Annotated in this window: 24 protein-coding genes and 1 pseudogene; 15 read left to right on the top strand and 10 right to left on the bottom strand. The window is 36.8% G+C overall.

Annotated elements, in window-relative coordinates; genetic code table 11:
* The first annotated feature begins 15 nt into the window (after nucleotides 1–15).
* The 5 genes from V7S76_RS08685 to V7S76_RS08665 all read left to right on the top strand — a co-directional run bounded on the left by V7S76_RS08685 (nucleotide 16) and on the right by V7S76_RS08665 (nucleotide 6,529).
* The gene (locus tag V7S76_RS08685; protein ID WP_459509695.1) at nucleotides 16–2,067 is read left to right on the top strand and encodes a glycoside hydrolase family 97 protein; all 2,052 of its coding nucleotides are present in this window, start codon (nucleotides 16–18) and stop codon (nucleotides 2,065–2,067) included.
* 104 nt (nucleotides 2,068–2,171) lie between these two features.
* Nucleotides 2,172–3,641, top strand: coding sequence for a DUF2271 domain-containing protein (locus tag V7S76_RS08680; protein WP_459509694.1), 1,470 nt, complete (start codon nucleotides 2,172–2,174; stop codon nucleotides 3,639–3,641).
* Between the two features lie 7 nt (nucleotides 3,642–3,648).
* Complete coding sequence (locus tag V7S76_RS08675; RefSeq protein ID WP_459509693.1) at nucleotides 3,649–4,242, top strand: PepSY-associated TM helix domain-containing protein; 594 nt, start codon at nucleotides 3,649–3,651, stop codon at nucleotides 4,240–4,242.
* A gap of 60 nt (nucleotides 4,243–4,302) precedes the next feature.
* Nucleotides 4,303–5,565 carry an NRAMP family divalent metal transporter gene (locus V7S76_RS08670; protein WP_459509692.1) on the top strand — a complete coding sequence of 421 codons (1,263 nt, stop codon included), beginning with the start codon at nucleotides 4,303–4,305 and terminating at the stop codon, nucleotides 5,563–5,565.
* Between the two features lies 1 nt (nucleotide 5,566).
* Nucleotides 5,567–6,529 carry a hypothetical protein gene (locus V7S76_RS08665; RefSeq protein WP_459509691.1) on the top strand — a complete coding sequence of 321 codons (963 nt, stop codon included), beginning with the start codon at nucleotides 5,567–5,569 and terminating at the stop codon, nucleotides 6,527–6,529.
* Here the strand turns inward: V7S76_RS08665 and V7S76_RS08660 are convergent.
* The 8 genes from V7S76_RS08660 to V7S76_RS08625 all read right to left on the bottom strand — a co-directional run bounded on the left by V7S76_RS08660 (nucleotide 6,492) and on the right by V7S76_RS08625 (nucleotide 14,111).
* Nucleotides 6,492–7,619: a glycerate kinase gene (locus V7S76_RS08660; RefSeq protein ID WP_459509690.1), complete on the bottom strand. Its 1,128-nt coding sequence runs from the start codon at nucleotides 7,617–7,619 to the stop codon at nucleotides 6,492–6,494. The genes V7S76_RS08665 and V7S76_RS08660 overlap by 38 nt on opposite strands.
* A 9-nt stretch (nucleotides 7,620–7,628) precedes the next feature.
* Nucleotides 7,629–7,991 carry a hypothetical protein gene (locus V7S76_RS08655; protein WP_459509689.1) on the bottom strand — a complete coding sequence of 121 codons (363 nt, stop codon included), beginning with the start codon at nucleotides 7,989–7,991 and terminating at the stop codon, nucleotides 7,629–7,631.
* Nucleotides 7,992–8,078: 87 nt separating this feature from the next.
* Nucleotides 8,079–8,783, bottom strand: coding sequence for a 2-phosphosulfolactate phosphatase (locus tag V7S76_RS08650; protein WP_459509688.1), 705 nt, complete (start codon nucleotides 8,781–8,783; stop codon nucleotides 8,079–8,081).
* Nucleotides 8,784–8,795: 12 nt separating this feature from the next.
* Nucleotides 8,796–9,887, bottom strand: coding sequence for a glycine cleavage system aminomethyltransferase GcvT (gene gcvT / locus V7S76_RS08645; RefSeq protein WP_459509687.1), 1,092 nt, complete (start codon nucleotides 9,885–9,887; stop codon nucleotides 8,796–8,798).
* Between the two features lie 4 nt (nucleotides 9,888–9,891).
* Nucleotides 9,892–10,884: a M28 family peptidase gene (locus tag V7S76_RS08640; protein WP_459509686.1), complete on the bottom strand. Its 993-nt coding sequence runs from the start codon at nucleotides 10,882–10,884 to the stop codon at nucleotides 9,892–9,894.
* Between the two features lie 13 nt (nucleotides 10,885–10,897).
* The gene (locus V7S76_RS08635; RefSeq protein WP_459509685.1) at nucleotides 10,898–11,419 is read right to left on the bottom strand and encodes a T9SS type A sorting domain-containing protein; all 522 of its coding nucleotides are present in this window, start codon (nucleotides 11,417–11,419) and stop codon (nucleotides 10,898–10,900) included.
* Nucleotides 11,420–12,105: 686 nt separating this feature from the next.
* Nucleotides 12,106–13,290 (bottom strand): Gfo/Idh/MocA family protein, encoded by a 1,185-nt coding sequence (locus tag V7S76_RS08630; RefSeq protein ID WP_459509684.1) that lies wholly within the window; start codon nucleotides 13,288–13,290, stop codon nucleotides 12,106–12,108.
* A 2-nt stretch (nucleotides 13,291–13,292) separates the two neighbouring features.
* Nucleotides 13,293–14,111: a phytanoyl-CoA dioxygenase family protein gene (locus tag V7S76_RS08625; RefSeq protein WP_459509683.1), complete on the bottom strand. Its 819-nt coding sequence runs from the start codon at nucleotides 14,109–14,111 to the stop codon at nucleotides 13,293–13,295.
* Between V7S76_RS08625 and V7S76_RS08620 the strand changes: the two genes are divergently transcribed.
* The 3 genes and pseudogenes from V7S76_RS08620 (at nucleotide 14,104) to V7S76_RS08610 (ending at nucleotide 15,502) form a co-directional block, all read left to right on the top strand.
* On the top strand, nucleotides 14,104–14,337 hold the full coding sequence (locus V7S76_RS08620; RefSeq protein ID WP_459509682.1) for a hypothetical protein: 234 nt from the start codon (nucleotides 14,104–14,106) through the stop codon (nucleotides 14,335–14,337). The two genes, V7S76_RS08625 and V7S76_RS08620, sit on opposite strands and share 8 nt — an antisense overlap.
* A gap of 181 nt (nucleotides 14,338–14,518) precedes the next feature.
* Nucleotides 14,519–14,935 (top strand): annotated as a pseudogene (locus V7S76_RS08615) (DUF1016 N-terminal domain-containing protein); the annotation flags it as partial.
* Nucleotides 14,936–14,980: 45 nt separating this feature from the next.
* On the top strand, nucleotides 14,981–15,502 hold the full coding sequence (locus tag V7S76_RS08610; RefSeq protein WP_459509724.1) for a PDDEXK nuclease domain-containing protein: 522 nt from the start codon (nucleotides 14,981–14,983) through the stop codon (nucleotides 15,500–15,502).
* A 282-nt stretch (nucleotides 15,503–15,784) separates the two neighbouring features.
* Here V7S76_RS08610 and V7S76_RS08605 read toward each other — a convergent pair whose 3' ends face one another.
* On the bottom strand, nucleotides 15,785–16,831 hold the full coding sequence (locus tag V7S76_RS08605; protein WP_459509681.1) for a tetratricopeptide repeat protein: 1,047 nt from the start codon (nucleotides 16,829–16,831) through the stop codon (nucleotides 15,785–15,787).
* A gap of 39 nt (nucleotides 16,832–16,870) precedes the next feature.
* Entirely contained in the window at nucleotides 16,871–17,341 is a 471-nt protein-coding gene (locus tag V7S76_RS08600) for a hypothetical protein (protein WP_459509680.1), read from the bottom strand.
* Nucleotides 17,342–17,884: 543 nt separating this feature from the next.
* On the opposite strand from V7S76_RS08600, the gene V7S76_RS08595 reads away from it, so the two are divergent.
* The 7 genes from V7S76_RS08595 to V7S76_RS08565 all read left to right on the top strand — a co-directional run bounded on the left by V7S76_RS08595 (nucleotide 17,885) and on the right by V7S76_RS08565 (nucleotide 22,195).
* The gene (locus V7S76_RS08595; protein WP_459509679.1) at nucleotides 17,885–18,289 is read left to right on the top strand and encodes a hypothetical protein; all 405 of its coding nucleotides are present in this window, start codon (nucleotides 17,885–17,887) and stop codon (nucleotides 18,287–18,289) included.
* Nucleotides 18,282–18,713: a hypothetical protein gene (locus V7S76_RS08590; RefSeq protein WP_459509678.1), complete on the top strand. Its 432-nt coding sequence runs from the start codon at nucleotides 18,282–18,284 to the stop codon at nucleotides 18,711–18,713. Before V7S76_RS08595 ends, V7S76_RS08590 begins: the two co-directional genes overlap by 8 nt.
* A gap of 4 nt (nucleotides 18,714–18,717) precedes the next feature.
* On the top strand, nucleotides 18,718–18,912 hold the full coding sequence (locus tag V7S76_RS08585; protein ID WP_459509677.1) for a hypothetical protein: 195 nt from the start codon (nucleotides 18,718–18,720) through the stop codon (nucleotides 18,910–18,912).
* Nucleotides 18,913–18,948: 36 nt separating this feature from the next.
* Nucleotides 18,949–19,164 carry a hypothetical protein gene (locus V7S76_RS08580; RefSeq protein WP_459509675.1) on the top strand — a complete coding sequence of 72 codons (216 nt, stop codon included), beginning with the start codon at nucleotides 18,949–18,951 and terminating at the stop codon, nucleotides 19,162–19,164.
* Between the two features lie 185 nt (nucleotides 19,165–19,349).
* Nucleotides 19,350–19,673, top strand: coding sequence for a hypothetical protein (locus V7S76_RS08575; RefSeq protein WP_459509674.1), 324 nt, complete (start codon nucleotides 19,350–19,352; stop codon nucleotides 19,671–19,673).
* Nucleotides 19,674–20,319: 646 nt separating this feature from the next.
* Entirely contained in the window at nucleotides 20,320–20,943 is a 624-nt protein-coding gene (locus V7S76_RS08570) for an SLATT domain-containing protein (protein WP_459509673.1), read from the top strand.
* A complete protein-coding gene (locus tag V7S76_RS08565; protein WP_459509671.1) occupies nucleotides 20,891–22,195 on the top strand; it encodes an SMODS domain-containing nucleotidyltransferase in 1,305 nt (434 codons plus the stop codon). The genes V7S76_RS08570 and V7S76_RS08565 overlap by 53 nt, the downstream gene beginning before the upstream one ends.
* The last annotated feature ends 53 nt before the right edge of the window (nucleotides 22,196–22,248 follow it).

Below are 22,248 nucleotides of genomic sequence, written 5' to 3'. Positions count from 1 at the left end.
TTATTAATTTTGGGCATGTATAAACTACTTGCATTCCTGTTATTGAGCGCCCCACTATTTGCTCAAAATTTTTATAAAATGGCAAGTCCCAACGGACACATCGCCATGCAAATCATTCAAGCACCCGATAGAAGTATTAAATACCAAATTTCTTTGCAAAACAAGGAGGTTGTTGCTCTTTCTGGCATTGGCTTTAGTTTGAAAAAGCCTTTGATCGAATGCAAGAAATTCCAAATTGTCAAAATAGATTCACTAGAACATCAAAGCACTTGGAAACCTGTTTGGGGTGAAGTGAAAGAAATTCAAAATCATTACAAAGAAATCACACTCCATTTAAAAGAATCAAATATATTGTTCGATGTTATCTTCCGTATTTTTAATGACGGAGTTGCCTTTCGATATTATTTCCCGGAACAAGAAAATCTGAAACATTTTATTTTGGACAACGAGTGGTCAAGCTTTAATATGTCTGGCGACTACAATGCCTTTTGGATTCCTGGCGATTATGATACCAACGAATACACCTATCAGCGAACCAAAATTTCAGAAATTGATGCCATCGCAGCTGCTGCCAAAGAAAAAGACATTGCTGTTAACTCATTGATTGGGAAAAATTATGTCCAAACTCCGCTAATGATGAAGTCGGCGGAAGGAGTTTACATCAATATCCATGAAGCTGCTTTGATCAATTATCCAGCCATGCATTTGAAAGTAACAGGGACGGAATTTACTTCCACCTTGGTTCCTGATGCAGTCGGAAATAAAGCCTATTTACAAACGCCCTTCCAAACACCTTGGAGAACCCTCATTATTTCCAACAAGGCTGAACAAATCTTGGCCTCCAAAACGATTTTAAACCTCAATGAACCCAGCAAAATTCAAGATTCGACCTGGATCAAACCCCAAAAATTTATGGGAATGTGGTGGGAAATGCACATTGGAAAAGCCAATTGGCCTTTGGCAAGTGGAAAGCATGGAGCAAACACCGAAAATGTGAAAAAATACATCGACTTTGCTGCGAAACATGGATTTCAAGGAGTTTTAGTGGAAGGTTGGAACAAAGGTTGGGAAGATTGGTTTGGAAATTGGAAAGAGGAAGTATTTGATTTTGTGAGTCCTTACCCCGATTATCAAATCGACAGCTTAACAAACTATGCCAAATCGAAAGGCTTAAAGCTGATCATGCACCATGAAACTGCTGGATCTGTCACCAATTATGACCGTAGAATGGATAGCGCATTTCAATACATGTTATCCAAAAACATGGACGTGGTTAAAACAGGTTACGTAGGAAAAATCATCCCCCGTGGTGAACATCATGATGGACAATGGATGGTGAATCACTATCATCGAACAGCAGAAAAAGCGGCGAATTATAAAATAATGGTGGATTCGCATGAATCGGTTCACCCAACTGGTTTACACCGAACTTTTCCCAATTGGATGGCGGCAGAAGCAGCTAGAGGGTCGGAATTTAACAATGCACCGACCTTGGGAATCAATGCGGAACATACAACCATTTTGCCATTTACTCGTTTGATGGGCGGCCCAATGGATTATACCCCAGGCTTGTTTCATATGTCATTGAACCAATTTGATAGTCTTAGAACGACCAAAGTACGTTCCACTTTGGCCAAACAATTGGCCTTGTACGTAACGATTTATAGTCCATTACAAATGGCAGCGGATCTGCCTGAAAATTACGAGAAATATTTGGATGCCTTTCAGTTCATTAAAGAAGTTCCTGTAGATTGGGACGATACCAAAGTTTTATTGGCAGAACCTGGTGAATTTGTGACGATCGCTCGGAAAGAAAAAGGAAAAGATGCTTGGTTTATTGGTTCCATTACCAACGCCACAGCCAGAAATATGTCATTTGATTTAGATTTTTTAGACCCAGATAAGATTTACGAAGCCACGCTTTACATGGATGCGGAGGCCGCAGATTTTGAAAAAAATCCAGAAGCGTATAGCATTGAAAAACGGTTAGTGACCTCCAAGTCCAAAATGAACTTCCGTTTACAAAGAGGCGGGGGATGCGCTGTTGTTTTGCGAAAAGTTAATTAATCTTAAAATAGAAGGCTGGTAGACAAAAATCTAAATTTGGTCTTAAATTTCTATCGGTATGCCAAAAGCACCTTAGTTTTGGGCTTTTAATAAATCAAAACACTATGCATATTCTTTCAATAGGATTATCCGGGATTTTATCCGCTCTTCCGAATCAAGCCACCGAACATTCAAAAGGCATTTTACTTTCCGAATTTGAAGCCGTTTTAGGCACTTCCCTCGACTTAAAAATTGTTGCCAACTCCTACGAAAATGCACAGCATGCGGAACACAAAGTGTTAGCAGAATTACGTAGACTTCAACAAATTTTAGGAAGTTATGGTGAAACGAATGAGTTTGCCCAATGGAAAAATACTTATCAGCAAAAATTGGAAGTTTCGAAGGAACTGATTGAAATCGCCAACACATTTGATTTTTGGAAAAAAGAAACCAATGGAGCGATTAATCCGGCAAGCGAAGAATTAACCCAACTTTGGGAAAAAGCAAGTAAAACAGGCATACAACCTACTGAGTCGGAATTGAATGCTATCATTGAGAAGGTTCAAGAAAATCATTGGGAAATTGAGGGGAACAATTTGACGAAAACTTCGGAGGCAGATTTAAAATTACATACGTTTACCAAATTATATGTAGCTGAAAAAGTGGCGGATTTAGCCCTTGCATCGGAAGGCGTAGAAGGAATTGTGGTCAATATCGGAGGGGATATCGTTGTGAAAGGGGATATGAATGAAAAAGTGAAGGTAGCTGACCCACAGGCCTCTTATGAAAATGCGGCGCCAATTTCGATGGTTGAATTAAACAATAAAACGATTGCCTCCAGTGGAAATTACCGAAGAGGGGTTGAAATGAATGGCGAACATTTGTCGCACATCATCAATCCAGAAACAGGAAAGCCGGCTGACCAAATTGCGAGTGCAACGGTGATCCATGAAAATGCAGTTACTGCAGGTGCCTTAGCTACTGCTTTCAATATTTTATCTTTGAATGAATCCATTTCATTGGCCAATAAATTCAATCAGGCCGATTATTTGATTGTAGACCAATCAGGTAATCAATTTCAAAGTGACACATGGCCAGCATTAGCCAAAGAAGAGCAATCGTCCATCTCCTTTGTTCAGTTAAAAGATAAGGTGTGGAATCCTAAAATGGAATGTTCCATCGACTTAGAAATAGCTGATTTGGGAGGATACGCCAGAAGACCTTATGTTGCCATTTGGATCGAAGATGAAAATAATAATCCTATTCGCCGCATTGCACTTTGGTATAGAAAACCAAGATGGTTGGTGGATTTGAGATATTGGTCATCTGGTTCAAGAAATGCAGATTTTAACATTAGTTCAATCACAGGAGCGACACGTGGTGCAGGCAAATATTCATTGGTGTGGGATGGAAAAAATGACGCGGGACAATACGTCAACCAAGGTAATTACACCGTAGTGATTGAAGCAGCGAGGGAACATGGAAGTTATCAATTGATGAAGCAGTCGATGAAATTTGATGACAAAGCAAAAACCGCTTCATTTACAGGCAACGAAGAAATTTCTACTGCCAAATTAAATTTCACATCGAAGTAATAAGATTATGAAAAAAGGAAATTGGAAAAATTGGCTATCCAACTGGTCTAGGTGGTTACACATATATTTGTCCATGTTTAGTTTTATCATCGTGCTATTTTTTTCGGTGACAGGCTTAACCTTGAATCACCTGGATTGGTTTCCTGAAAAAGAAGTTTTAAAGGAGCAGGAAGGGAAATTGAGAGTCAATTGGGTAAATGTTTCCGATACGGCGAAAATTAAAAAATTAGAAATTGTTGAATTATTTAGAAAGGATTATCATGTCAAAGGATTGGTTAATGATTTCCGAATAGATGAGCGAGAGGTTTCTATTTCCTTTCAAGGACCTGGTTATACCGCCGATGTTTTTATTCAAAGAGAAGATGGTAAGTTCCAATTAAGCACTCGAGAATTAGGAACGATTGCTTTTTTGAATGATTTACATAAAGGCAGAGACACTGGAAAAGCTTGGGCTTGGGTGATTGATTTTTCAGCCATTTTTATGACAATTATTTCACTTTCGGGACTTATTCTATTGCTTTTTCTAAAAAAGAGGCGATTGAATGGAATTATTTGGTTAGTTATTGGAGTGGCAGCTGTGGCATTATTATATTATTTGTAATAGCTTATAAGTCGGCCAACATTCCGTACTTTACCAAAACAAGTATTTTCGCACAAATTTATGAGCAGCTCCAAAAAACATTTTCCTAAACTGGCCAAATTTTGGAAAGTTTTAGGTCCAGGATTAGTAACTGGAGCCAGCGATGATGACCCTTCAGGCATTGCAACGTATTCTCAGGCAGGAGCCGCTTTCGGGCTTTCTACTCTTTGGACAGCCATTTTGGCATTTCCACTCATGTCGGCCATTCAAAAAATGTGTGCAAAAATTGGTTTGGTGACCAATCAAGGATTAACGGGTACATTGAAAAAGCATTACCCACGTCCAATTTTGTACATCATGTTACTTTTTAGTTTCCCTGCCATTATTTTAAACATCGGGGCGGATATAGCTGGAATGGGTGCGGTAGGTAATTTATTATTCCCCGCGATTGATGCGACGTATTTTAGTGTCTTTTTTACCGTGTTGCTCTTGGGACTCATTATTTATTTGCCTTATGCTAAAATCGCATCCATTTTGAAGTATTTGTGCATAGCCATGTTGGTCTACTTTATTGTTCCGTTCCTTTATAAACAAGATTTTATAGCCATTGCGAAAGCGACTGTTATCCCAAAAATTGAATTCACCAAGGAATTTATGGCGATCTTAGTAGGTATTTTGGGAACGACCATTTCTCCGTATTTATTCTTTTGGCAAGCCTCGGTGGAGGTGGAAGAAAACCATAAAAAGAAACATTTGATTGTCAATAAAAAGATTATTTCGGAGGTAAACATGGATGTAGATTTTGGAATGACCTTCTCCGGATTTGTCATGTATTTCATCATTTTAACCACGGGTACTGTTTTGTATAATGCAGGAATTAGGCAAATTGATACGGTGGAACAAGCGGCTTTAGCTTTAAAACCATTGGCAGGAAATTTTGCTTATTTACTTTTTGCCACGGGTGTCATTGGAACAGGTCTCATTGCGATTCCCGTATTAAGTGGATCTTTGTCCTATATTTTTGCGGAAACCTTTGGTTTAGAACAAGGTTTGGACAAAAAATTTCACGAAGCAAAGGGATTTTATACGGTCATTGCTGTTTCCTTGGTATTGGGATTAACGCTTAATTATGTAGGAATTTCCCCTATCCAAGCATTAATTTATACCGCCATTTTATATGGAGTCACCGCGCCGGTTTTAATTGCGATTATCTTGCATATTTCAAACAATAAAGCCATCATGGGGGAATTTGTCAACGACCGTACCACTAATATTTTGGGCTTTTTAGCCTTATTGATTATGACAGCGGCGTCAGGGGTTTTATTGTGGTTGGAAGTCTTTTAGAATGAGAAAAATTTATTACCTGTATTTGGTTTTGCTTTGCCTTTTTATTCGTTCTGGACAATCGGAGAGTTTGATCAATGGCTTTTTGAAATCGGTGAGTTTTAAAGAGACCGAGGACAAAGGTATTCTGGAAAATTTAGAAATCAATGAGGCTTCAGGTTTGGTCGCATCCGAAGAACATCCTGATAGTTTATGGGTCATCAATGATTCCAATGATTTAAATAGAATCTTTCTGATCGATCAATATGGAGGGGGACGATCAGAATTTTTTCTCAAAGGAATTCAAAATCGCGATTGGGAAGCATTGGCATATTGGAAGAATCCCAAAGGAAAAAATTACATCTATGTAGGTGATATTGGCGACAATAATGCCAACGTACCTATTTACCAAATTCATCGATTTAGAGAGCCAAAAAGTAATTCAATCGAATTTTATACCGGCATTATTAAAAATATTCAAACGATACAATTTGAACTACCCGGTGGTTCCAGGGATTTGGAAGCCATGTTTGTGGATCAATTGAATGGCGATATTTATCTGATTTCGAAAAGAGAGGACAAAAAACGACTTTATCGAATTCCGAATCGCGCATTTAAAAAGAATGAGATAGTGGAAGCAGATTTTATCATGAAATTAGATTTTTCAAGACCTAATTCAGATCTACCCATTTTACAGAAATTGTATTACATCACGGCGGCGGATATTTCTAGAAACAACGATGAAATCATCATTCGGAATTACTTGGATGTGTATTATTGGAAAAAAAACAAGTACGAATCCATTCCTGATGCCTTAAGCCGAAAACCTTTTGTGGTGCCGAGTGTGCAAGAACCCCAAGGAGAAGCGATTGCCTTTTCCAAAAAAGGAACAGGCTATTTTGCCATTTCTGAACAGGTGGATCCTACGAGTCCTGTTCACGTTTATTTCACTGCGAAAGATATTCCAAAGGCGATTTCTCACTAAAATATTCCTTCAAATAGGTACCCGCATTCAACATTGAATCGGATGCATTTTTAGCTTTATTGGCCACAGATAACACTGGAATATCTTTGAATTCTGTTGGAATTAGATTCATATGATCTTGTATGCCACAAACAAGCAAAGACTTCTTCCCGGCCTTTTGGGTTCTTTTTAGAACTTCTGCGACTAACTTCCCGTACCAGGTTTGTTCATCTATTTTTCCTTCTCCGGTAATAACAAGTTCCGCCCAAGCCAAATGCTGATCAAAATTCACCGCATTTAATACCATGGTAGAACCTGAAATTTTCTCAGCTTGTAGGAAATACATCGCTCCCGCTCCAAGCCCACCAGCCGCTCCCGCACCTGGAATTTGAGAAATAGGTTCCGCTTGGTCAAAAAATTGAGCTATATTTATTAGACATTTGTCTAAATATTGAATAGACTCCGTGTCCGCTCCTTTTTGTTCCGCAAAAACAAAGGCTGCACCTTCCGGCCCAAAGAGAGGATTTTCAACATCGGTTGCTACTTGAAAATCTACTTGCCGTAAATCATGTAATTGATTAGAAGGAATAATTTGATGGATATGCGCTAAATTTTCACCTATTGGGCTAAGCTCGTCCCCGTATTGATCCAAAAAACGAAAACCCAAAGCGGCTGCCATTCCCATACCGGCATCATTGGTAGCCGAACCGCCTATGGTCAAAACAATTTGTTGGGCACCCCTTTCTATGGCATGCAGAATGAGTTGTCCCGTACCAAAACTTGTGGTTTTTAAGGCATTGCGCTCGTCTGTTGTCAACAAGGCTAATCCAGACGCTCTAGACATTTCAATAAATGCCTTTTTATCGGATTCTAGCCACAAATAATCGGCTAAAATGGGCCTAAAAAGAGGATCAAGCACGGACAATTTGATCATTTCACCCCCTAGAACCGATTGAAGAACTTCCAAAGTGCCTTCTCCGCCATCTGCTAAAGGTAATTGGATGATATCAGCCAAAAAATTACCCTGATGAATTCCTGATTCAATTGCTTCACAAACTTGTTTGGCAGATAATGAACCTTTGAATTTATCAGGGCAAATAACTATATGCATGAAAATGGATTAAATAATACCCTTGAATTTATCTTTTTCTTGAAATATGGCGATAGCAGATAAAATAGCTAACACAATTCCTACACTTGGCTCATTGGAAATAAAAATTTCAAACAATAAAATATTGACAACAATGGGTGTCAAAATTACCAAAGCCAAGGCTCTTTTGTTTGGCATTAAAATTAAAGCACCGCCAATAACTTCTAAAACCTTAATAACATTCATATAACCTGTTCCGCCAAATAACTCCATGAATTTTGCTGGATTACCGGTCATGGGAGGATTAGGAACAAAACCAAAAAAGAAATTTAATCCGCCAAATAGAAACAAAAATGCTAGGAGGATACTCGGGATTTGTGATAAAATTTTCATAATAGATTGTTTTTTATGGTTATCAAAAAAGAATAATTTTTCTTAAAATTATACAATTTATAATTAAATCAAAATGATACATTAAAATTATACAAGAATTAAGGCGTCTCCCACTAATTTGGGTAAGACGGCATATTTGTCCATTTCTAGACAAAATGAAATGTCTTTTTCGATACCCAAGCCCAACAAACGGTTCACGTGGGAAGAATTTTTGACCGAAGTAAGTAAATCGGTACTTGCCAAATGATACGCTTTCCAAGCCATTAAAGCGGCATCATCTGCCACTTGGTAATCACCATGTAATCGATCAATCACCGCTCCTGCAAAAAGCGTATCTTCTAAATTGGGTTTTCCTTTCCACCCCGCACAAACCACTAAGGCATCGCCATACCATTCTTTCAAAGCGTCTACAACTTTGGAAATATTTAAAAATGCGCCTACATAAACTACCGAAGCAGATTTGGAACGTTGAATAGCTACTGTACCGTTAGTAGTGGTCACGCAAATTTTGGCACCTTTTACTTTATCTTGTTGATAACTGAAGGGGGAATTATCAAAATCAAAACCGGCTGGTGTAATTCCATTTCGTTCAGCCGAGGTTAAATATCCCTTTGCGCGATACGATTCACACACCTCCACTTGTTCCACAGGAACAATTTCTTGTGCTCCATGGGCAAATGCTGTAACCATGCAAGAAGTAGCCCGAAAAATATCGACAACCACCACGGCCATGTTGTTCAAATCATACAAATGAATTAGATCTGGCGATAAACAAACATCAATCTTTCTCATGCTTAAATCTACTTATATAAAGGGAAATTTAACGACCTGCGCCTTCAAGGACTTTTCTCTAATTTGAACATAAATTTCTGTTCCAACCGACGCATTTTCCACCGTAACATAGCCCATTCCTATACCTTTGGATAAACTTGGCGATTGTGTACCTGAGGTAACTTCTCCAATGCTTTGTCCATTTGCATCCACAATTGGATAATGCTGACGAGGAATTCCACGATCAATCATTTCAAAACCCACCAATTTCTTTGATGGACCTTCCGCTTTGATTTTCGCATGGATATCTTTGGCGATAAAATCTTTGTTGAAAGAAGTAATCCAACCCAATCCTGCTTCGATGGGGGAAGTCGTATCATCAATATCATGTCCGTATAAACAATATCCCATTTCAGTCCGCAAGGTATCGCGGGCGCCTAAGCCAATTGGCAAAATCTCCCACTCCGCTCCTGCTTCAAAAATAGCATTCCAAACAGCTAAAGCGTGTTCATTTTTGACATAAATTTCAAATCCCCCCGCACCTGTATAACCTGTGTTGGAAATGATCACATCTTCAAATCCAGCCAATTTCCCGATTTTAAACGTGTAATAAGCCATGCTCGACAAATCCACTTCCGTCAATTTTTGGAGAGCCAAAATGGCTTTCGGTCCTTGAACTGCAAAAAGACTATATTCATCGCTGCGATTCACCATATCCACACCAAACGTATTGTGGGAAGAAATCCAGTTCCAATCTTTTTCGATGTTAGAAGCATTCACGACCAACAAATATTCGTGGTCCTTGATTTTATAAACCAATAAATCATCCACGATACCGCCTTCTGCATTGGGCAAACAGCTGTATTGAACCTTTCCGTCCACTAATTTGGAAGCATCGTTGGAACAAACATATTGAATTAAATCCAAGGCTTTTTCTCCTGTCAAAAAGAATTCACCCATGTGGCTAACATCAAAAACCCCTACACCCGAACGGACACAAAGATGTTCTTTGATCAAATTATTGTACAAAACAGGCATATTATAACCTGCAAAAGGCACCATTTTCGCCCCTAAGCCTACGTGGACATCATTTAGATGAACTTGTTTTAATTCTGCTTCTTCCATGAAATTATTCTCTGTATAAAACTTGTAAAAGTGTTTGACCCACGGCTTTCAGCGTAGATTTGTCGATGATAGACATATTGTCTTGATGCGTATGGTGATATGCCCCAAAAGTATTTGGGCTGGATGGATGTAATTCCACGATATCAATCATTTGTATTTTGGCAATTTCATTAACAGCTGTATGATCGTCGGTAATGCCTGGGCCATCTTGATCAATGAAATAATTGTTATATCCTAGTTCAGAAGCGATGGACCAAACATTGCGGACAATGCCGGGCGCATATTGCATAGAACCTCCTTCAGTGGGGAAAGTTGCACCTTTGGCACCAACCATATCCAATAAAATTCCGTAAAAAGGTTTGTAGTTTTCAGGCAATACATGAGCAGCCCAATACTGAGAACCCAAAGCCCAAGACATCCCCGTTGGATCTTCAGAACTACCACTATCTTCTAGGTCAAATAAAACAATATCTACTCCTACATTGGGCTTATTCTTAGCAGACGAAAGTAAACGCGCCAATTCCAATAAAATTCCAGGTCCACTGGCGCCATCGTTGGCCGCATCAATCGCTTCATTGACACGAACAGAATCTTTATCCGCTTGTGCTCTAGCATCCCAATGGGCGGCTAATAAGATTCGCTTGGTTTTTTCAGGTTGAAATTGGGCTATGATATTAGTTCCAAAAAGCTTTTTACCAGAGAAATCATTGGCGGAAAAAGGCTGCGTTTGGATTGTCCAACCATAAGATTTCAACTTTTCAATCAGGAATTTCTTGCATTTTTCATGAGCAGCCGAATTGGGAATTCGGGGTCCGAAAGCCACTTGTTGATCAATAAAATGGTAGGCCGAATCCGCCACAAAAATGGGGGTTTCAACAATCTGACTAGCTATATTTTCTTCCTTGCTGGCAGAAGTAGAGGTATTTTTATACCAATAGAAAACTCCTGAAAAAATAAAAATAACTAGTAACAATAAGGCAATTCGAGAACGATTCATAAAAGTCTAGAGGCTATTCAACATCTTTAATTAAGGTAGTGACAAAAGGATTTCCTTTGTGAACAATGTGCATAATGTATTTCCCACCTCTAAAATTTTCAAATTTATCCAATTTGATTTCATCTATATTTTCAGGAAATGTTTGTTCAAATTTTACGTTTCCAATCATATCGTAAATCACCAAATACGAGCTCAAGGTAGTTTTGGCTGACATTATGATGGTCAATTGATCTTTGAACGGATTTGGGTAAACGGTATAGGTAAGTGGATTCGGTTCCGCTGGATTGATTTCTTTACCCGACTTTTTGATACTTTTCAATAACAGGTTGGGTTGCTTAAAACCTTGACGAATGGTTACACCATTTCTAGTAACAGTGCCCGCCACACTTTGTTGGCCTACCACATGGCTGTAATATTTTCCATTGACTTGTACAGTGGAACCCCCTGCAGAAATCGTAGACGACTGTACAGATTGGGCCTTGGAGGCAAAAATGGTCAACATGGATAAGACGATACTTCCTAATAAACGCTTCATTATAATGGTTATTTAATTCAAAAAGCAAAATTAATGAAATAATATTGGATTAAGGAATATTTGGTTGGATGAGGTGTTAGGTAATAGGTAATAGGTAAAAGGTAATAGGTAATAGATAAAAGGTAATAATGCGAATTAAGGGTTGAAATATTCATTATTGCTTCAACATTCGATATAGCATTGCCATTTATTGGTTAATTCATTTTCCATGGCATTTCTTTTTTTTAGAAAAAAAGAAACAAAAAAACTTATTTTCTGCCAGTTAATCCAAGACGAATCAGCAAGCTGACCGATTTTCACTACGCTTTCGGCTATTTTCTTTGACCCTGACGCACATACCCTATGCGCATTGTCAAAGCTCCGCCTTCCGCTTCGTTCAAATCTTTCGTCGGATTAACCGTACATCTCGAGATTATTTAATTTCTGAAAAATGTTTTCGTGATTACTAACGATGGCTGTGCGCTCTTAAAATGAAACATCCTTAATAGTCGGGTTGAATAATCTTTGTGTCTTTTGTGTAAAAAACAAATCCCTTCTTTAACTCAAAGGTGCCAATTACCTCCTTCCTTATTATCTCAACTTCCGATATCGCATTGCCAAAGTATCGAAGTCAAAAGCGGTAAAGGAAGAGATTAATCATTGGAAATTTCAACCCTTAATTCGCATTAATAACTAAACTCTAATAACTAATAACTAATAATCTCCCCGCTAGTCTTATGTTTCAAAATCACCTTTTTATCTCCATTGGGCAGAATTTCGTCCTTGATGAACCAATGGTCTGCATCAAATTCGGTATAAACGGAAGGCTTGCTTAATCCCGTTTGACCGCGCCATTCGGGCAATTGAACAGGTTCCCATAATTTGGTTTTGGCGGATTTATAGGCAGCGTCAATGATGGCATTGACTACATATCCATCGTAGAAAGTTTCTCTCGGATTTTCGCCCTTTTCGAAAGCGTCAAACATATCCACAAACATATTGGTATAGCCCAATTCGTGGGCCTCATCTCCAACTGGGAACTGCCAGCCGGAAGCACTTTCTGCCTTTTCGGCCACATAATTTTCTCCGGCACCACTGGTAAACATTTCAAAACCTGTTCGTAAAAAGGAATTGATCCAAATGGTTCCTTCGGTTCCCATCACTTCATCACGTAAATCCATGCCGCCACGGAAAGTCCAAGACACTTCAAATTGTCCAATCGCCCCATTTTCATATTTGACCAAACCGATGGCATGGTCTTCCGCATCGATGGGTTTTACTTGTGTATCTGCCCAGCACATCACCTCCACCGGTTTCACGTCCTTGCCAATAAAATTTCGAGCTATTTCAATGCAATGGCAACCTAAATCCAAAACCGCTCCACCACCTGCTTTTTGGATATCCCAAAACCAGTCGGAATGCGGACCCGGGTGTGTCTCTCTCGACTTTGCCCATAAAATACGGCCAATGGCGCCAGATTCTACGCTTTTTAGCGATTTTAAAAACTTGGGCGTATAGCATAAGTCTTCCAAATATCCTGCAAATACACCTGCTTCTTCGCAGGCATTGGTCATGCGCAAGGCCTCCTCGGCCGTTCTTCCCAAAGGTTTGGTGCATAGAACCGCTTTTTTGTGTTTGACACATAAATTAACCGCATCTTCATGTAGATAATTAGGCAAGGCAATAACCACAAATTCTGTTTCAGGGTGTGCAATCGCCTCCTCCATGTTGGACGTTTGGTGCGGAACGGAGTAATCCTTTGCAAAACGAATAGCGGTTTCCTCTTTTCGTGCGTAAACAACGGTAACTTTATCACGACCTCTGCGACCACACAATGAATCGGCGTAAAAACGGCCAATAAAGCCACCGCCCAAAATACATACTTTTGCCATGTTTATTTTTTTAAATCTTGTAAGGTTATTTCTTTTTCTTTGATTAAAAAATCGCTGGACACCACTTTTTGTTTGCCGGAAGCCAAAATGGCCTCATCGGAAACCATTTGGATGGGCGTGATACACGAAAGATTTTTTTCTCGGAAGGGTACATTATAAGCCAAATTATAGGCTGAAATGACTGACCAGCGTGCATTATCCGACAAATTGGCTTCGGAACGGTGGAGGATATTGCTGTGAAAAAACAAGACATCGCCTGCTTTTAATTCACAATAAACCAGTTCGGAAACCTTGACCGCTTCATTGACAAAATCCATATCGGCGCCTTGTTGTTCTCCTGCGAATAAATGCTCTAAACGCTGCATTTTATGGGTCCCTTTCAAGACCTGCAAACAACCATTTTCTATGGTGGCGTCGGTTAATGCGACCATCACGGAAATCATGGCTTCGGGATATAGAAAACCATTTTTATACCAATATCCATAATCTTGATGCCATTCCCAAGAGCCCCCCACGCGAGGTTCCTTTTGCATTACTTTGGAATGAAAATGACAAACTTCTCCATCACCTAAAAGGGCTTGAACCCCTTTCACGATGCGTTCGGAGCGCGACATTAAACCAAAAGAATCATCTCCAGCGGTAAACCAGAGGGTTAATTTTGTTTTTTTGCCTGAAAGATCATTGAGGTCAAAAGCGTTGGAAACAACGGAATCATCGGTAGCAATTTGGTACAATAAATCGATTTCTTCTGCTGAAAACACGTTTCTGGCAATCAAAAAACCATCTTGCTGATAGGCTTGCTTCTCTTTTTCGGTGATCATTTTGATAGGTTTAGGGTGGCAATTTAATAAAAATAATGAAGAGAGAAGAGAGAAAACGGGAAAAGAGAAAATGGGAAGAGAGAAATCAGGAAAAGAGGAAACGGGAAAAGAGAAAACGGGGAGAGAGAAAACGGGAAAAGAGAAAACGGGGAGAGAGAAAAGAAAAAAATCATACCATCACATAAATCAAATAAATCATAGTTCAGAAAATGAGAGAGAAGAGTGAAAACGGGAAAAGAGAAAAAAATCATACCATCACATAAATCAACTAAATCATAGTTCAGAAAATGAGCGCTCGAAGCATCTCTCTTCTCTCCTCCATATAATCAACCAATTGATAATATCATTGACTACTTATAAGCTAAAGATGGTTTTGAATATATTTGAAATAATTAACCATTAATAAAATGAAACCTTATTTTGATGAAATAATTGAGATTATCCAAAAGGCCAGGATAAAGGTCTATAAAACAGCAAATACCGAACTAATCAATTTGTATTGGGAAATTGGCAAGTATATTACCGTGTGAACAGAAAAGGAAGGATGGGGCAAGTCTACCGTGAAATTACTCGCCGATTATATACAATTACTAGAAAAAGATTTAAAAGGTTTTAGCGACAAAAATCTTTGGAGAATGAAACAGTTTTATGAGGCATATATGAAGTATCCTTCCTTGGAGAAATTAAGCAAAGAGATAAGTTGGACAAACAATTGTATCATATTTTCCCGTTGTAAAACACCTGAAGAAAGAACATTTTATTTAAACCTATGCAAAAAGACAAATTATACAAAAAGGGAATTGGAGCGACAAATAAGCGCCTGCTATTTTGAGCGATCGATTTCTTTTGATTTAAAACTCTCGCCACTGGTGAGAGATTTGCCCAATGGCTTTGAGAATATTTTTAAAGACCGTTATGTATTGGAATTTTTAGATTTACCTGAACGGCACAGTGAAGCAGAATTACAAAAAGGAATAGTTAAAGAAATGAAAAGATTTCTACTAGAACTTGGGAAGGATTTTCTTTTTGTAGGAGAAGAATTTCGATTACAGGTAGGAAATAAAGATTTTTTTATTGATCTGTTATTTTATCATCGATTATTACAATGTTTGGTCGTTATTGAATTAAAAACAACGGACTTCCTTCCTGAACACTTGGGACAGCTTAATTTTTATTTAGAAGCTTTGGATAGGGATGTTAAAAATGAAAATGAAAATCCAAGTATTGGAATTTTACTATGCAAAAGCAAAGATGAAGAAGTGATTGAATATGCTTTGAGCAGAAATTTATCTCCAGCCTTAGTTAGTCAGTATGAAAGATTATTACCCAATAAAAAATTACTAAAAAATAAACTGAGTGAAATCCTGGAATTTTGGAGAGAAACAGATTAAAACTTTCAACCTATTTCAATCAAAATCTGCTTACTGCCTATTGTCTGAACGATGATTTTTGTGATTAGAAGAAAGAAAATGGGAAGAGAGAAAAGAGAAAAGAGAAAAGAGAAAATCCCTATTACCTCTTACCTCTTACCTTTTACCTCCCTTCCCCGCTGCCTTCGAGTGCTTCGAGAGCCTCAGCAACAGCCTCTGGCACCGGCTGGTATAGTGATTTTTATTATATTCTTCGATTTTTTTATCTTCTCATTTTCTCTCTTCTATCTTCCCATTTCCCCTTCACTCCTTCACACAAGCACTATAAAATTCATCAAATTTATCGGATGAGAAAACAGTAGTGTCTTCATCTAATCCAAAGGTTTCATAAAATAAATCGGTCTCTTCAATACCATATTTACGGGCGGCCTTGAAATACTCGCAAGCCTTATCAAAGTGATCCAATTCGATTTCACAAATCATTAAGTGAAAATAAGGATAAGGATTTTTTTCCTCCTCTTTCATTTCTACTTCCATCTCAATGTATTTCAGCAGAGGCTGCCTTGCCTTTTCAAATTCACCAATCCCTTTGTAGGCCTTCCCCAAGGCCATAAAAGCCGTTTTTTTAATTTTTCTTTCGATTTGTATTGAGTCAAACAAAGCTATGGCTAGTTGTAATTGTTGGATTTCTTTCAAAGGCTCATTCATGCGTTGATGATTGACCGATTTTCTCAGATAAAAAATAGGACTCTTGTCTTGCTCCAAGGCCTTATCAAAATAAAGATTAGACTCTTGGGGTCTGCTCAAATTTTGCAAAGTAATACCCATTCCCTCGTTAAATTGAGATTCATCAAGGATTGGAATATTGCTTTTCTTCATTTTGGTAAAAATGTCGTAGGCTTTTTGATTATCCTTGACTAAATAAAACCAGCCCAAGTTGAAATTAGCTCTAGGGTCTCTCGGAAAATCTACCAACATGGCTTTTAGTGCTTTTAATTGACTATCCTCTTGGTTCATCTTTTTATACAAATCCGCCATATAAATATGAGCAAAATTGTTTTTGGGATAAACGGAAATCGATTTTTTAAAAACCTCCATTTCATTGGAAGTGTCTTCCAAAAAATAATAACAAATACCCAGCAGATTGAGGATATTCATGCTAGGCTTTTTGGCAATAAGCAGCTTTAGGCTATCAATCGATTGCTGAGGATTATCCTTCTGTGAAATTTGATAGGCTAGCTTTTCCAATTTCACTTCTTGCTCCGATTGCCCCCATGCCAGAATTGGAACGAAGAACAAGCAAAAAACCAAAATTTTGATCAAACGGTGAAAGCGAAGAAATGTAGACATAGTAAATTATTATTGAACGACAAATTAGCGAAAACGGAATTAAAGCGAAAGTAAACGAAGCCTCCCTTCATCTGTAGCTATTAACTCAAAATCGCTCATGATGGCATACACTTTCAAAAAATGAATCAAGGATATTAAGTCTGATTTATGGATTTTCCAAGTGGGAAAAGCATAGTCAAAATAAGCATCATCCAGGTTGTCAACACTGAACAATACATGGAAATCTGCCAAAAGGATACCAGAATACAATAGATTGTATTCACTGAGCCATTCTGGCGAGTTTTGTAATTTGGAAAGCGCCAATTGGCAATCCAGAGACATTTCATCCAAGCGCGAGATGGTCACCAGCAATGAATCGTACAAGTAAAAGAAGTCCGAACCTTCCGCTGACTGTTCATAGGCCATTTTCATAGAAAAAGAGTCCTTCTCCACAAAATCCCTCAATTCATGCAAATAACTTCCTTGCTCTTGTAATTTCTCCAAGATACTCACCAACTCAGGTCTTTCCATTTGATTTTTGAATGAATGCTAAAATTGCTAAAAGTTGAGCATTTCCACTAATGAAGAAGGTATTGCAATACAAAATCAGTGACAAATTATGAAAAAGAATGAAATCTTTCAGGTAACCATGTCCACTTAAAACCATTTAATTGGAGATTTGCTAAAACGATTGATTTACAAATTGACCGTTAAATAAATATAATTTTTTTCTGACAATTTATCATAAAAACTATTTTAGCTTTATAAGTTAGTTGATATTTTTTCTATCTTTGAGCAAATTATAACATCTAACCATTAATAGCGCACAAAGTCCGGTCTGGACTGCCTTGTTTTTGGTGGGTGATGAATTTAGGAAATGGTATATGAATTTTTAAATAGGTTAAAGGCCGAGGGGGTCTTTATGCTTCATGGTTTGGGGGCTATTTGAGAATGAATAAAACGAAATAAAGCTTAGCTTTTGGTTTAAGGGGGGAGAAGAAGGTTTGTTTCGCCTATATGATAGTTGTGGGCAAGCTATAACAAAAATGACGCAAATAATTAAAAAATTAAAATATGCTAGATAATTTATGGAATAATGTTATTGAATGGTTTGAAGATAGAAGCGAGAGAGCTAAACTTGTTCGCAGTTTTAATGAATCCGCACGAAAATCTTTTGTATCGGGTGTTGCACCCACACTTTTGAAGGCTAATATATCAAGAGGCGAAAGTTCATATAAGCATCAATTTTCTAATTGGTTAAATTCAGGATTTAGAATACAAGCTTTTACTGGTAGAGTTCTTACAAAGGAAGAATTAATACGTATTGGGAAAGTTATTCTTGATGACAGTACTCTTGTTCGCAGATTAATCGTTCTAGGTTGGGACACTCTTGAAATACACGGCGATGCAGGTCAATATGGTTGCAGATGGCAGTTAAAAGATTATATACCATTACCTAAATTTAACGAAAATGAATGATACTATTATTAAAGACACTTTAAAAGTGGCGAGTGAAACTATAACAAAGTCAATTGCTTCAGAAAGTGCTGAACATATTAATTGGTGGCTTTGGATTGCAATTTTTGAATTTGTAATTATAGTATTGCTAATTATAAAACAAAAAATTAAACCGAAAGATACGATAAAGCAAAAATTCAAGAAAGAGTCTTTGGAACAAGAAATTGATTTTAATAATATCATAAATAGCTCATTTAACTCAAAACAATTGTATGATGAATTAAAAGTAAAGTGTCATCCGGACCTTTTCCCAATTGATAAAGAGAAGAATTTAATCGCTGAAAATCTCTTTCAAGAAATTACAAAAAATCAAAACAACGCAAAGCGTTTGATTGAATTAAAAGAAGAAGCACAAGAAAAATTGAATATTAACTTTAAAATTTAAAAAAATGGCACAAGTATTTGTATTATTAGTAGCATTAGGATTGGCGGCATTAGTCGGTCAATTAGGAAAAAACAGAAAAATCGGTTTTGGATGGAGTTTTGCATTGAGCATATTTTTATCTCCAATTATTGGACTTATCATAACACTCTGTTCAAAGAAAAATGACGTTGAGTTTGTTGACGTAAAGAAAGAAGATTAAACAAGTAAATCAACTAACAATTTAAAAAACTTAAATATGAAAGTAGGAGGAATTATTGCATTAATTTTCGGAATATTAAACATAATAGCTGGGATTGGAATGTCATCTGACCCAAATTTTGCTGACAAAGCTGGTGGTAAATTTGGTTTTGGAATAGGATGCATTGTATTAGGTATTTACCTATTGAATCGTGCCAGTCAAAAGAAAGAAGAACAGAAAGAAAAAGACAAATGGAGTAACGGAAAAAATTAGCCAGCCCACAACAGTTTGGCAATATGGCGGTTTTGGGGCTTAATTTGAAGTTGGTTTTGTGCTTGCAATGTTAGTGTTTAACCGAAAGTTTAGGCGTCCTTAATCCGCCACTTCTGCAAGCTGCGAAACGTTAGCGGTAATGCTATGACAACAGTGCAAACATCCACTAAACAAACAAAATAACAATGACAAATTTTAAAAAATGGACAGAAAAAGAAAGGGAAAAAACCCTAAGCAATCACATCACGACAGAACTATTGGTTGACAGAGAAACTTTGAGTTTTGAAAACATTGAAACTGAATTACAATGCACCGATATAACTCTCTGCTTTGAAGTGCCACCAATCATTATGGACAACAAACACTTGGCAAGTGTTTTAGCATTCGCTCCGACAAATGACAAAGGACGTTGGATAAGAACTATGGTTCGCACTTATATGGAGGGTGGACGAGTATTTTACAGACAAAATGACCAAGACAACTTTATTGCGACTTTAAGTTTTAAATAATGAGCAATACTTTCAGACCCAACACAGGTTTCGGTAAGCGAATGGTGTATTTTGTAATTAGCAAAATGCCTGAGAAAAGACTGGAAAACTATATTCCGCTTATTGACGACTTTGGTATTGATGCTATTGTTAGAAAGAAGATAGCTCATTTTTAGATATACAAATCAAGCATGTTCAAAAGATGTTTTGTTAGGGGACTCAGCACTTTTTGTAGCAATTACGCATTAGCAACGGGATAATATTATTTTGTTTTTTTACTCTAACCGCATGGATATGACATGGATTTTGACATCACAAGAGTTTGTTGAAAATGCAGTCCAAAACAAGACAGGAAAAAATAAGGGTAAGCGTTCAATTTGGTTCAACGGAAAGGATACTAAAAATAAAACTGATTATCCAAAACCACAGGGTACAAGTTTCTTAACACCAACTTTGACATTTTCAAATGACACTAAACATTGACCGACAGATATTCGTGGACAGAAAAGTACGAACCTTTAACAGTACATTGGCGATAGGCGCGGTTTCGTGCTCCACAGACACATTTGTGATTAATCAAAGTCTGGTTCTCCGCATCAACATTTGTGGTGAAAATCGCCACCTTCGCCAAGCTGCAAAACCTTATAGGCAATAATTAACCAACACTGTGGATAAAAAAAATTTCCTTAATACAATTGCCCAAAAAGGATATGATATAGGATTTGGAGCAAAGAAAAATTTCGCTTCCTTCGATATTATAAATAAACTACCAACTTGGGTAGGTTTTATTTCATTAGCTATTGGTATTATTCAAATAGCTTATGAAAATATTCCTCTTAATAAAGAATTATCTATCCTATTAATTTTTGTAGGTATAGCAATAATATATATTGAACATTTTAAAAATGATACTGAAAAATTTGAAAATGAAGGCGTGAGATTAACACGTTTATTTAATAGAATGAGAGATTTATTTTATTCAGTAGAAAACGACAATAATTACGAATATGCCAATTACGAAAATCAGTATCAAATTATTTTAAATGAATTTTATAGTAATAATATTAGCAAGCAAATATTTATGTCACAATGGTTTGCCCATTATAAATTTTTCTATGAACTACAAATTGATTGGATTGATAAAGAACTAAAATTCAAATTCTTCAGAGACAAAGTACCAAATTCCTTAAAAACGACAATTTTTATAATTCTTCTATTAATAATACCTATCACGATTTATGGATATAAAGCAGACATTTCAAGATTTTTCCAACAATTTGGTTGTAAATAATCAGGAAAGTATTGAAAATAGATTTGGATTAATAACACAGCGTTTAAATGAAGATTTTCACGACATTGAATCAAAGACAGAAAATGGTGTGTATGTTGGTAGTTATGGTCGAAATACGGCAATAAATGGAATAAGCGATCTTGATTTGATTTTCATTTTACCCGACTCCTTATACAATCGATACAACAATAGACAAGGTAATAAACAAAGTCAATTATTAAATGATGTTAGAAATTCATTAAGAAAAACATATTCTAGTTCAGATTTAAGAGGTGATGGACAAGTTGTTGTAGCAGAATTCAAAAGTAATGGAGATTATATTGAAGTATGTCCGTGTTTTTTAGAATCAGATGGTAGTTTTACATTTCCCGATTCTAATAATGGTGGAAGATGGAAGAAAACAAATCCATCTCCTGAAGCGCAAGAAATTTCTAGCTATGATAAAAAATGTAATGGCAATTTAATTTTACTTTGTAGATATATAAGAGGTTGGAAAAATAAGTGTGGTGTTAAAATTGGAGGCTTACTAATTGACACTTTAGTTTATTATTTTTTCAAGTCAGATAGTAAGTATGAAGATTATAACTATGAAAAACACGATTTACTTATTAGAGATTTTTTTGAATATTTAAAAAGTTTAGATGACAATAGAAAGTATTGGTTTGCACTAGGAAGTAATCAGCACGTTTACAATAAAAATTCTAATTTCAAATCAAAAGCAAAAAAAGCATTGAAAAATGTTGAAGAAGCTATTGAAAAAAATGAGAATAAAACTGTTTATGAAATTTGGAGAAGAGTATTTGGAAAAGTATTTCCTTACCCTCAATCTATTAATGAATTAAGTTATAACTATTCAACAGAAGAAGAATATATTGAGGATAAATATCCTTTGAATATAATTAATAATTTAAGAATTGATTGTACTGTTTCACAAAAAGGCTTCAGGACAGAATTATTGAGACAAGTTAAGTTTTTAAGAATAAAGAAAGAATTAATTTTCTTCATAGACAAAACTGATGTCATTCCACCTTTTGAAGTATTGTGGAAAGTTAAAAACGAAGGTGAGATTGCTAAACAAAGAAATTGTTTAAGAGGTCAAATCATCGCACCAAATAAAGACCACAATAGAAGAAAAGAGAATTCAAATTTTGAAGGAGCACACTTTGTTGATTGTTACATAATAAAAGATGGATTCTGCGTAGCAAGAGATAGAATTGATGTGCCAGTAAGTGACCAAAATTACGACATATAACCTTAGCCTTTCCTTGCGGCTGAAAGCCGAACAATGAAACCCTGGTGGACCGG

The sequence above is a fragment of the Aquirufa sp. ROCK2-A2 genome, assembly GCF_054558485.1.
Note: the sequence above shows the minus strand (reverse complement) of the source record. Positions and strands in the feature narration are given on the sequence as shown.

Excerpts from the sequence above, each read along its gene's own strand:
- V7S76_RS08685 (WP_459509695.1), top strand. The coding sequence starts at position 16 with ATGTATAAACTACTTGCATTCCTGTTATTGAGCGCCCCACTATTTGCT.
- V7S76_RS08680 (WP_459509694.1), top strand. The coding sequence starts at position 2,172 with ATGCATATTCTTTCAATAGGATTATCCGGGATTTTATCCGCTCTTCCG.
- V7S76_RS08675 (WP_459509693.1), top strand. The coding sequence starts at position 3,649 with ATGAAAAAAGGAAATTGGAAAAATTGGCTATCCAACTGGTCTAGGTGG.
- V7S76_RS08670 (WP_459509692.1), top strand. The coding sequence starts at position 4,303 with ATGAGCAGCTCCAAAAAACATTTTCCTAAACTGGCCAAATTTTGGAAA.
- V7S76_RS08665 (WP_459509691.1), top strand. The coding sequence starts at position 5,567 with ATGAGAAAAATTTATTACCTGTATTTGGTTTTGCTTTGCCTTTTTATT.
- V7S76_RS08660 (WP_459509690.1), bottom strand. The coding sequence starts at position 7,619 with ATGCATATAGTTATTTGCCCTGATAAATTCAAAGGTTCATTATCTGCC.
- V7S76_RS08655 (WP_459509689.1), bottom strand. The coding sequence starts at position 7,991 with ATGAAAATTTTATCACAAATCCCGAGTATCCTCCTAGCATTTTTGTTT.
- V7S76_RS08650 (WP_459509688.1), bottom strand. The coding sequence starts at position 8,783 with ATGAGAAAGATTGATGTTTGTTTATCGCCAGATCTAATTCATTTGTAT.
- gcvT (WP_459509687.1), bottom strand. The coding sequence starts at position 9,887 with ATGGAAGAAGCAGAATTAAAACAAGTTCATCTAAATGATGTCCACGTA.
- V7S76_RS08640 (WP_459509686.1), bottom strand. The coding sequence starts at position 10,884 with ATGAATCGTTCTCGAATTGCCTTATTGTTACTAGTTATTTTTATTTTT.
- V7S76_RS08635 (WP_459509685.1), bottom strand. The coding sequence starts at position 11,419 with ATGAAGCGTTTATTAGGAAGTATCGTCTTATCCATGTTGACCATTTTT.
- V7S76_RS08630 (WP_459509684.1), bottom strand. The coding sequence starts at position 13,290 with ATGGCAAAAGTATGTATTTTGGGCGGTGGCTTTATTGGCCGTTTTTAC.
- V7S76_RS08625 (WP_459509683.1), bottom strand. The coding sequence starts at position 14,111 with ATGATCACCGAAAAAGAGAAGCAAGCCTATCAGCAAGATGGTTTTTTG.
- V7S76_RS08605 (WP_459509681.1), bottom strand. The coding sequence starts at position 16,831 with ATGTCTACATTTCTTCGCTTTCACCGTTTGATCAAAATTTTGGTTTTT.
- V7S76_RS08600 (WP_459509680.1), bottom strand. The coding sequence starts at position 17,341 with ATGGAAAGACCTGAGTTGGTGAGTATCTTGGAGAAATTACAAGAGCAA.
- V7S76_RS08595 (WP_459509679.1), top strand. The coding sequence starts at position 17,885 with ATGCTAGATAATTTATGGAATAATGTTATTGAATGGTTTGAAGATAGA.
- V7S76_RS08590 (WP_459509678.1), top strand. The coding sequence starts at position 18,282 with ATGAATGATACTATTATTAAAGACACTTTAAAAGTGGCGAGTGAAACT.
- V7S76_RS08585 (WP_459509677.1), top strand. The coding sequence starts at position 18,718 with ATGGCACAAGTATTTGTATTATTAGTAGCATTAGGATTGGCGGCATTA.
- V7S76_RS08580 (WP_459509675.1), top strand. The coding sequence starts at position 18,949 with ATGAAAGTAGGAGGAATTATTGCATTAATTTTCGGAATATTAAACATA.
- V7S76_RS08575 (WP_459509674.1), top strand. The coding sequence starts at position 19,350 with ATGACAAATTTTAAAAAATGGACAGAAAAAGAAAGGGAAAAAACCCTA.
- V7S76_RS08565 (WP_459509671.1), top strand. The coding sequence starts at position 20,891 with ATGGATATAAAGCAGACATTTCAAGATTTTTCCAACAATTTGGTTGTA.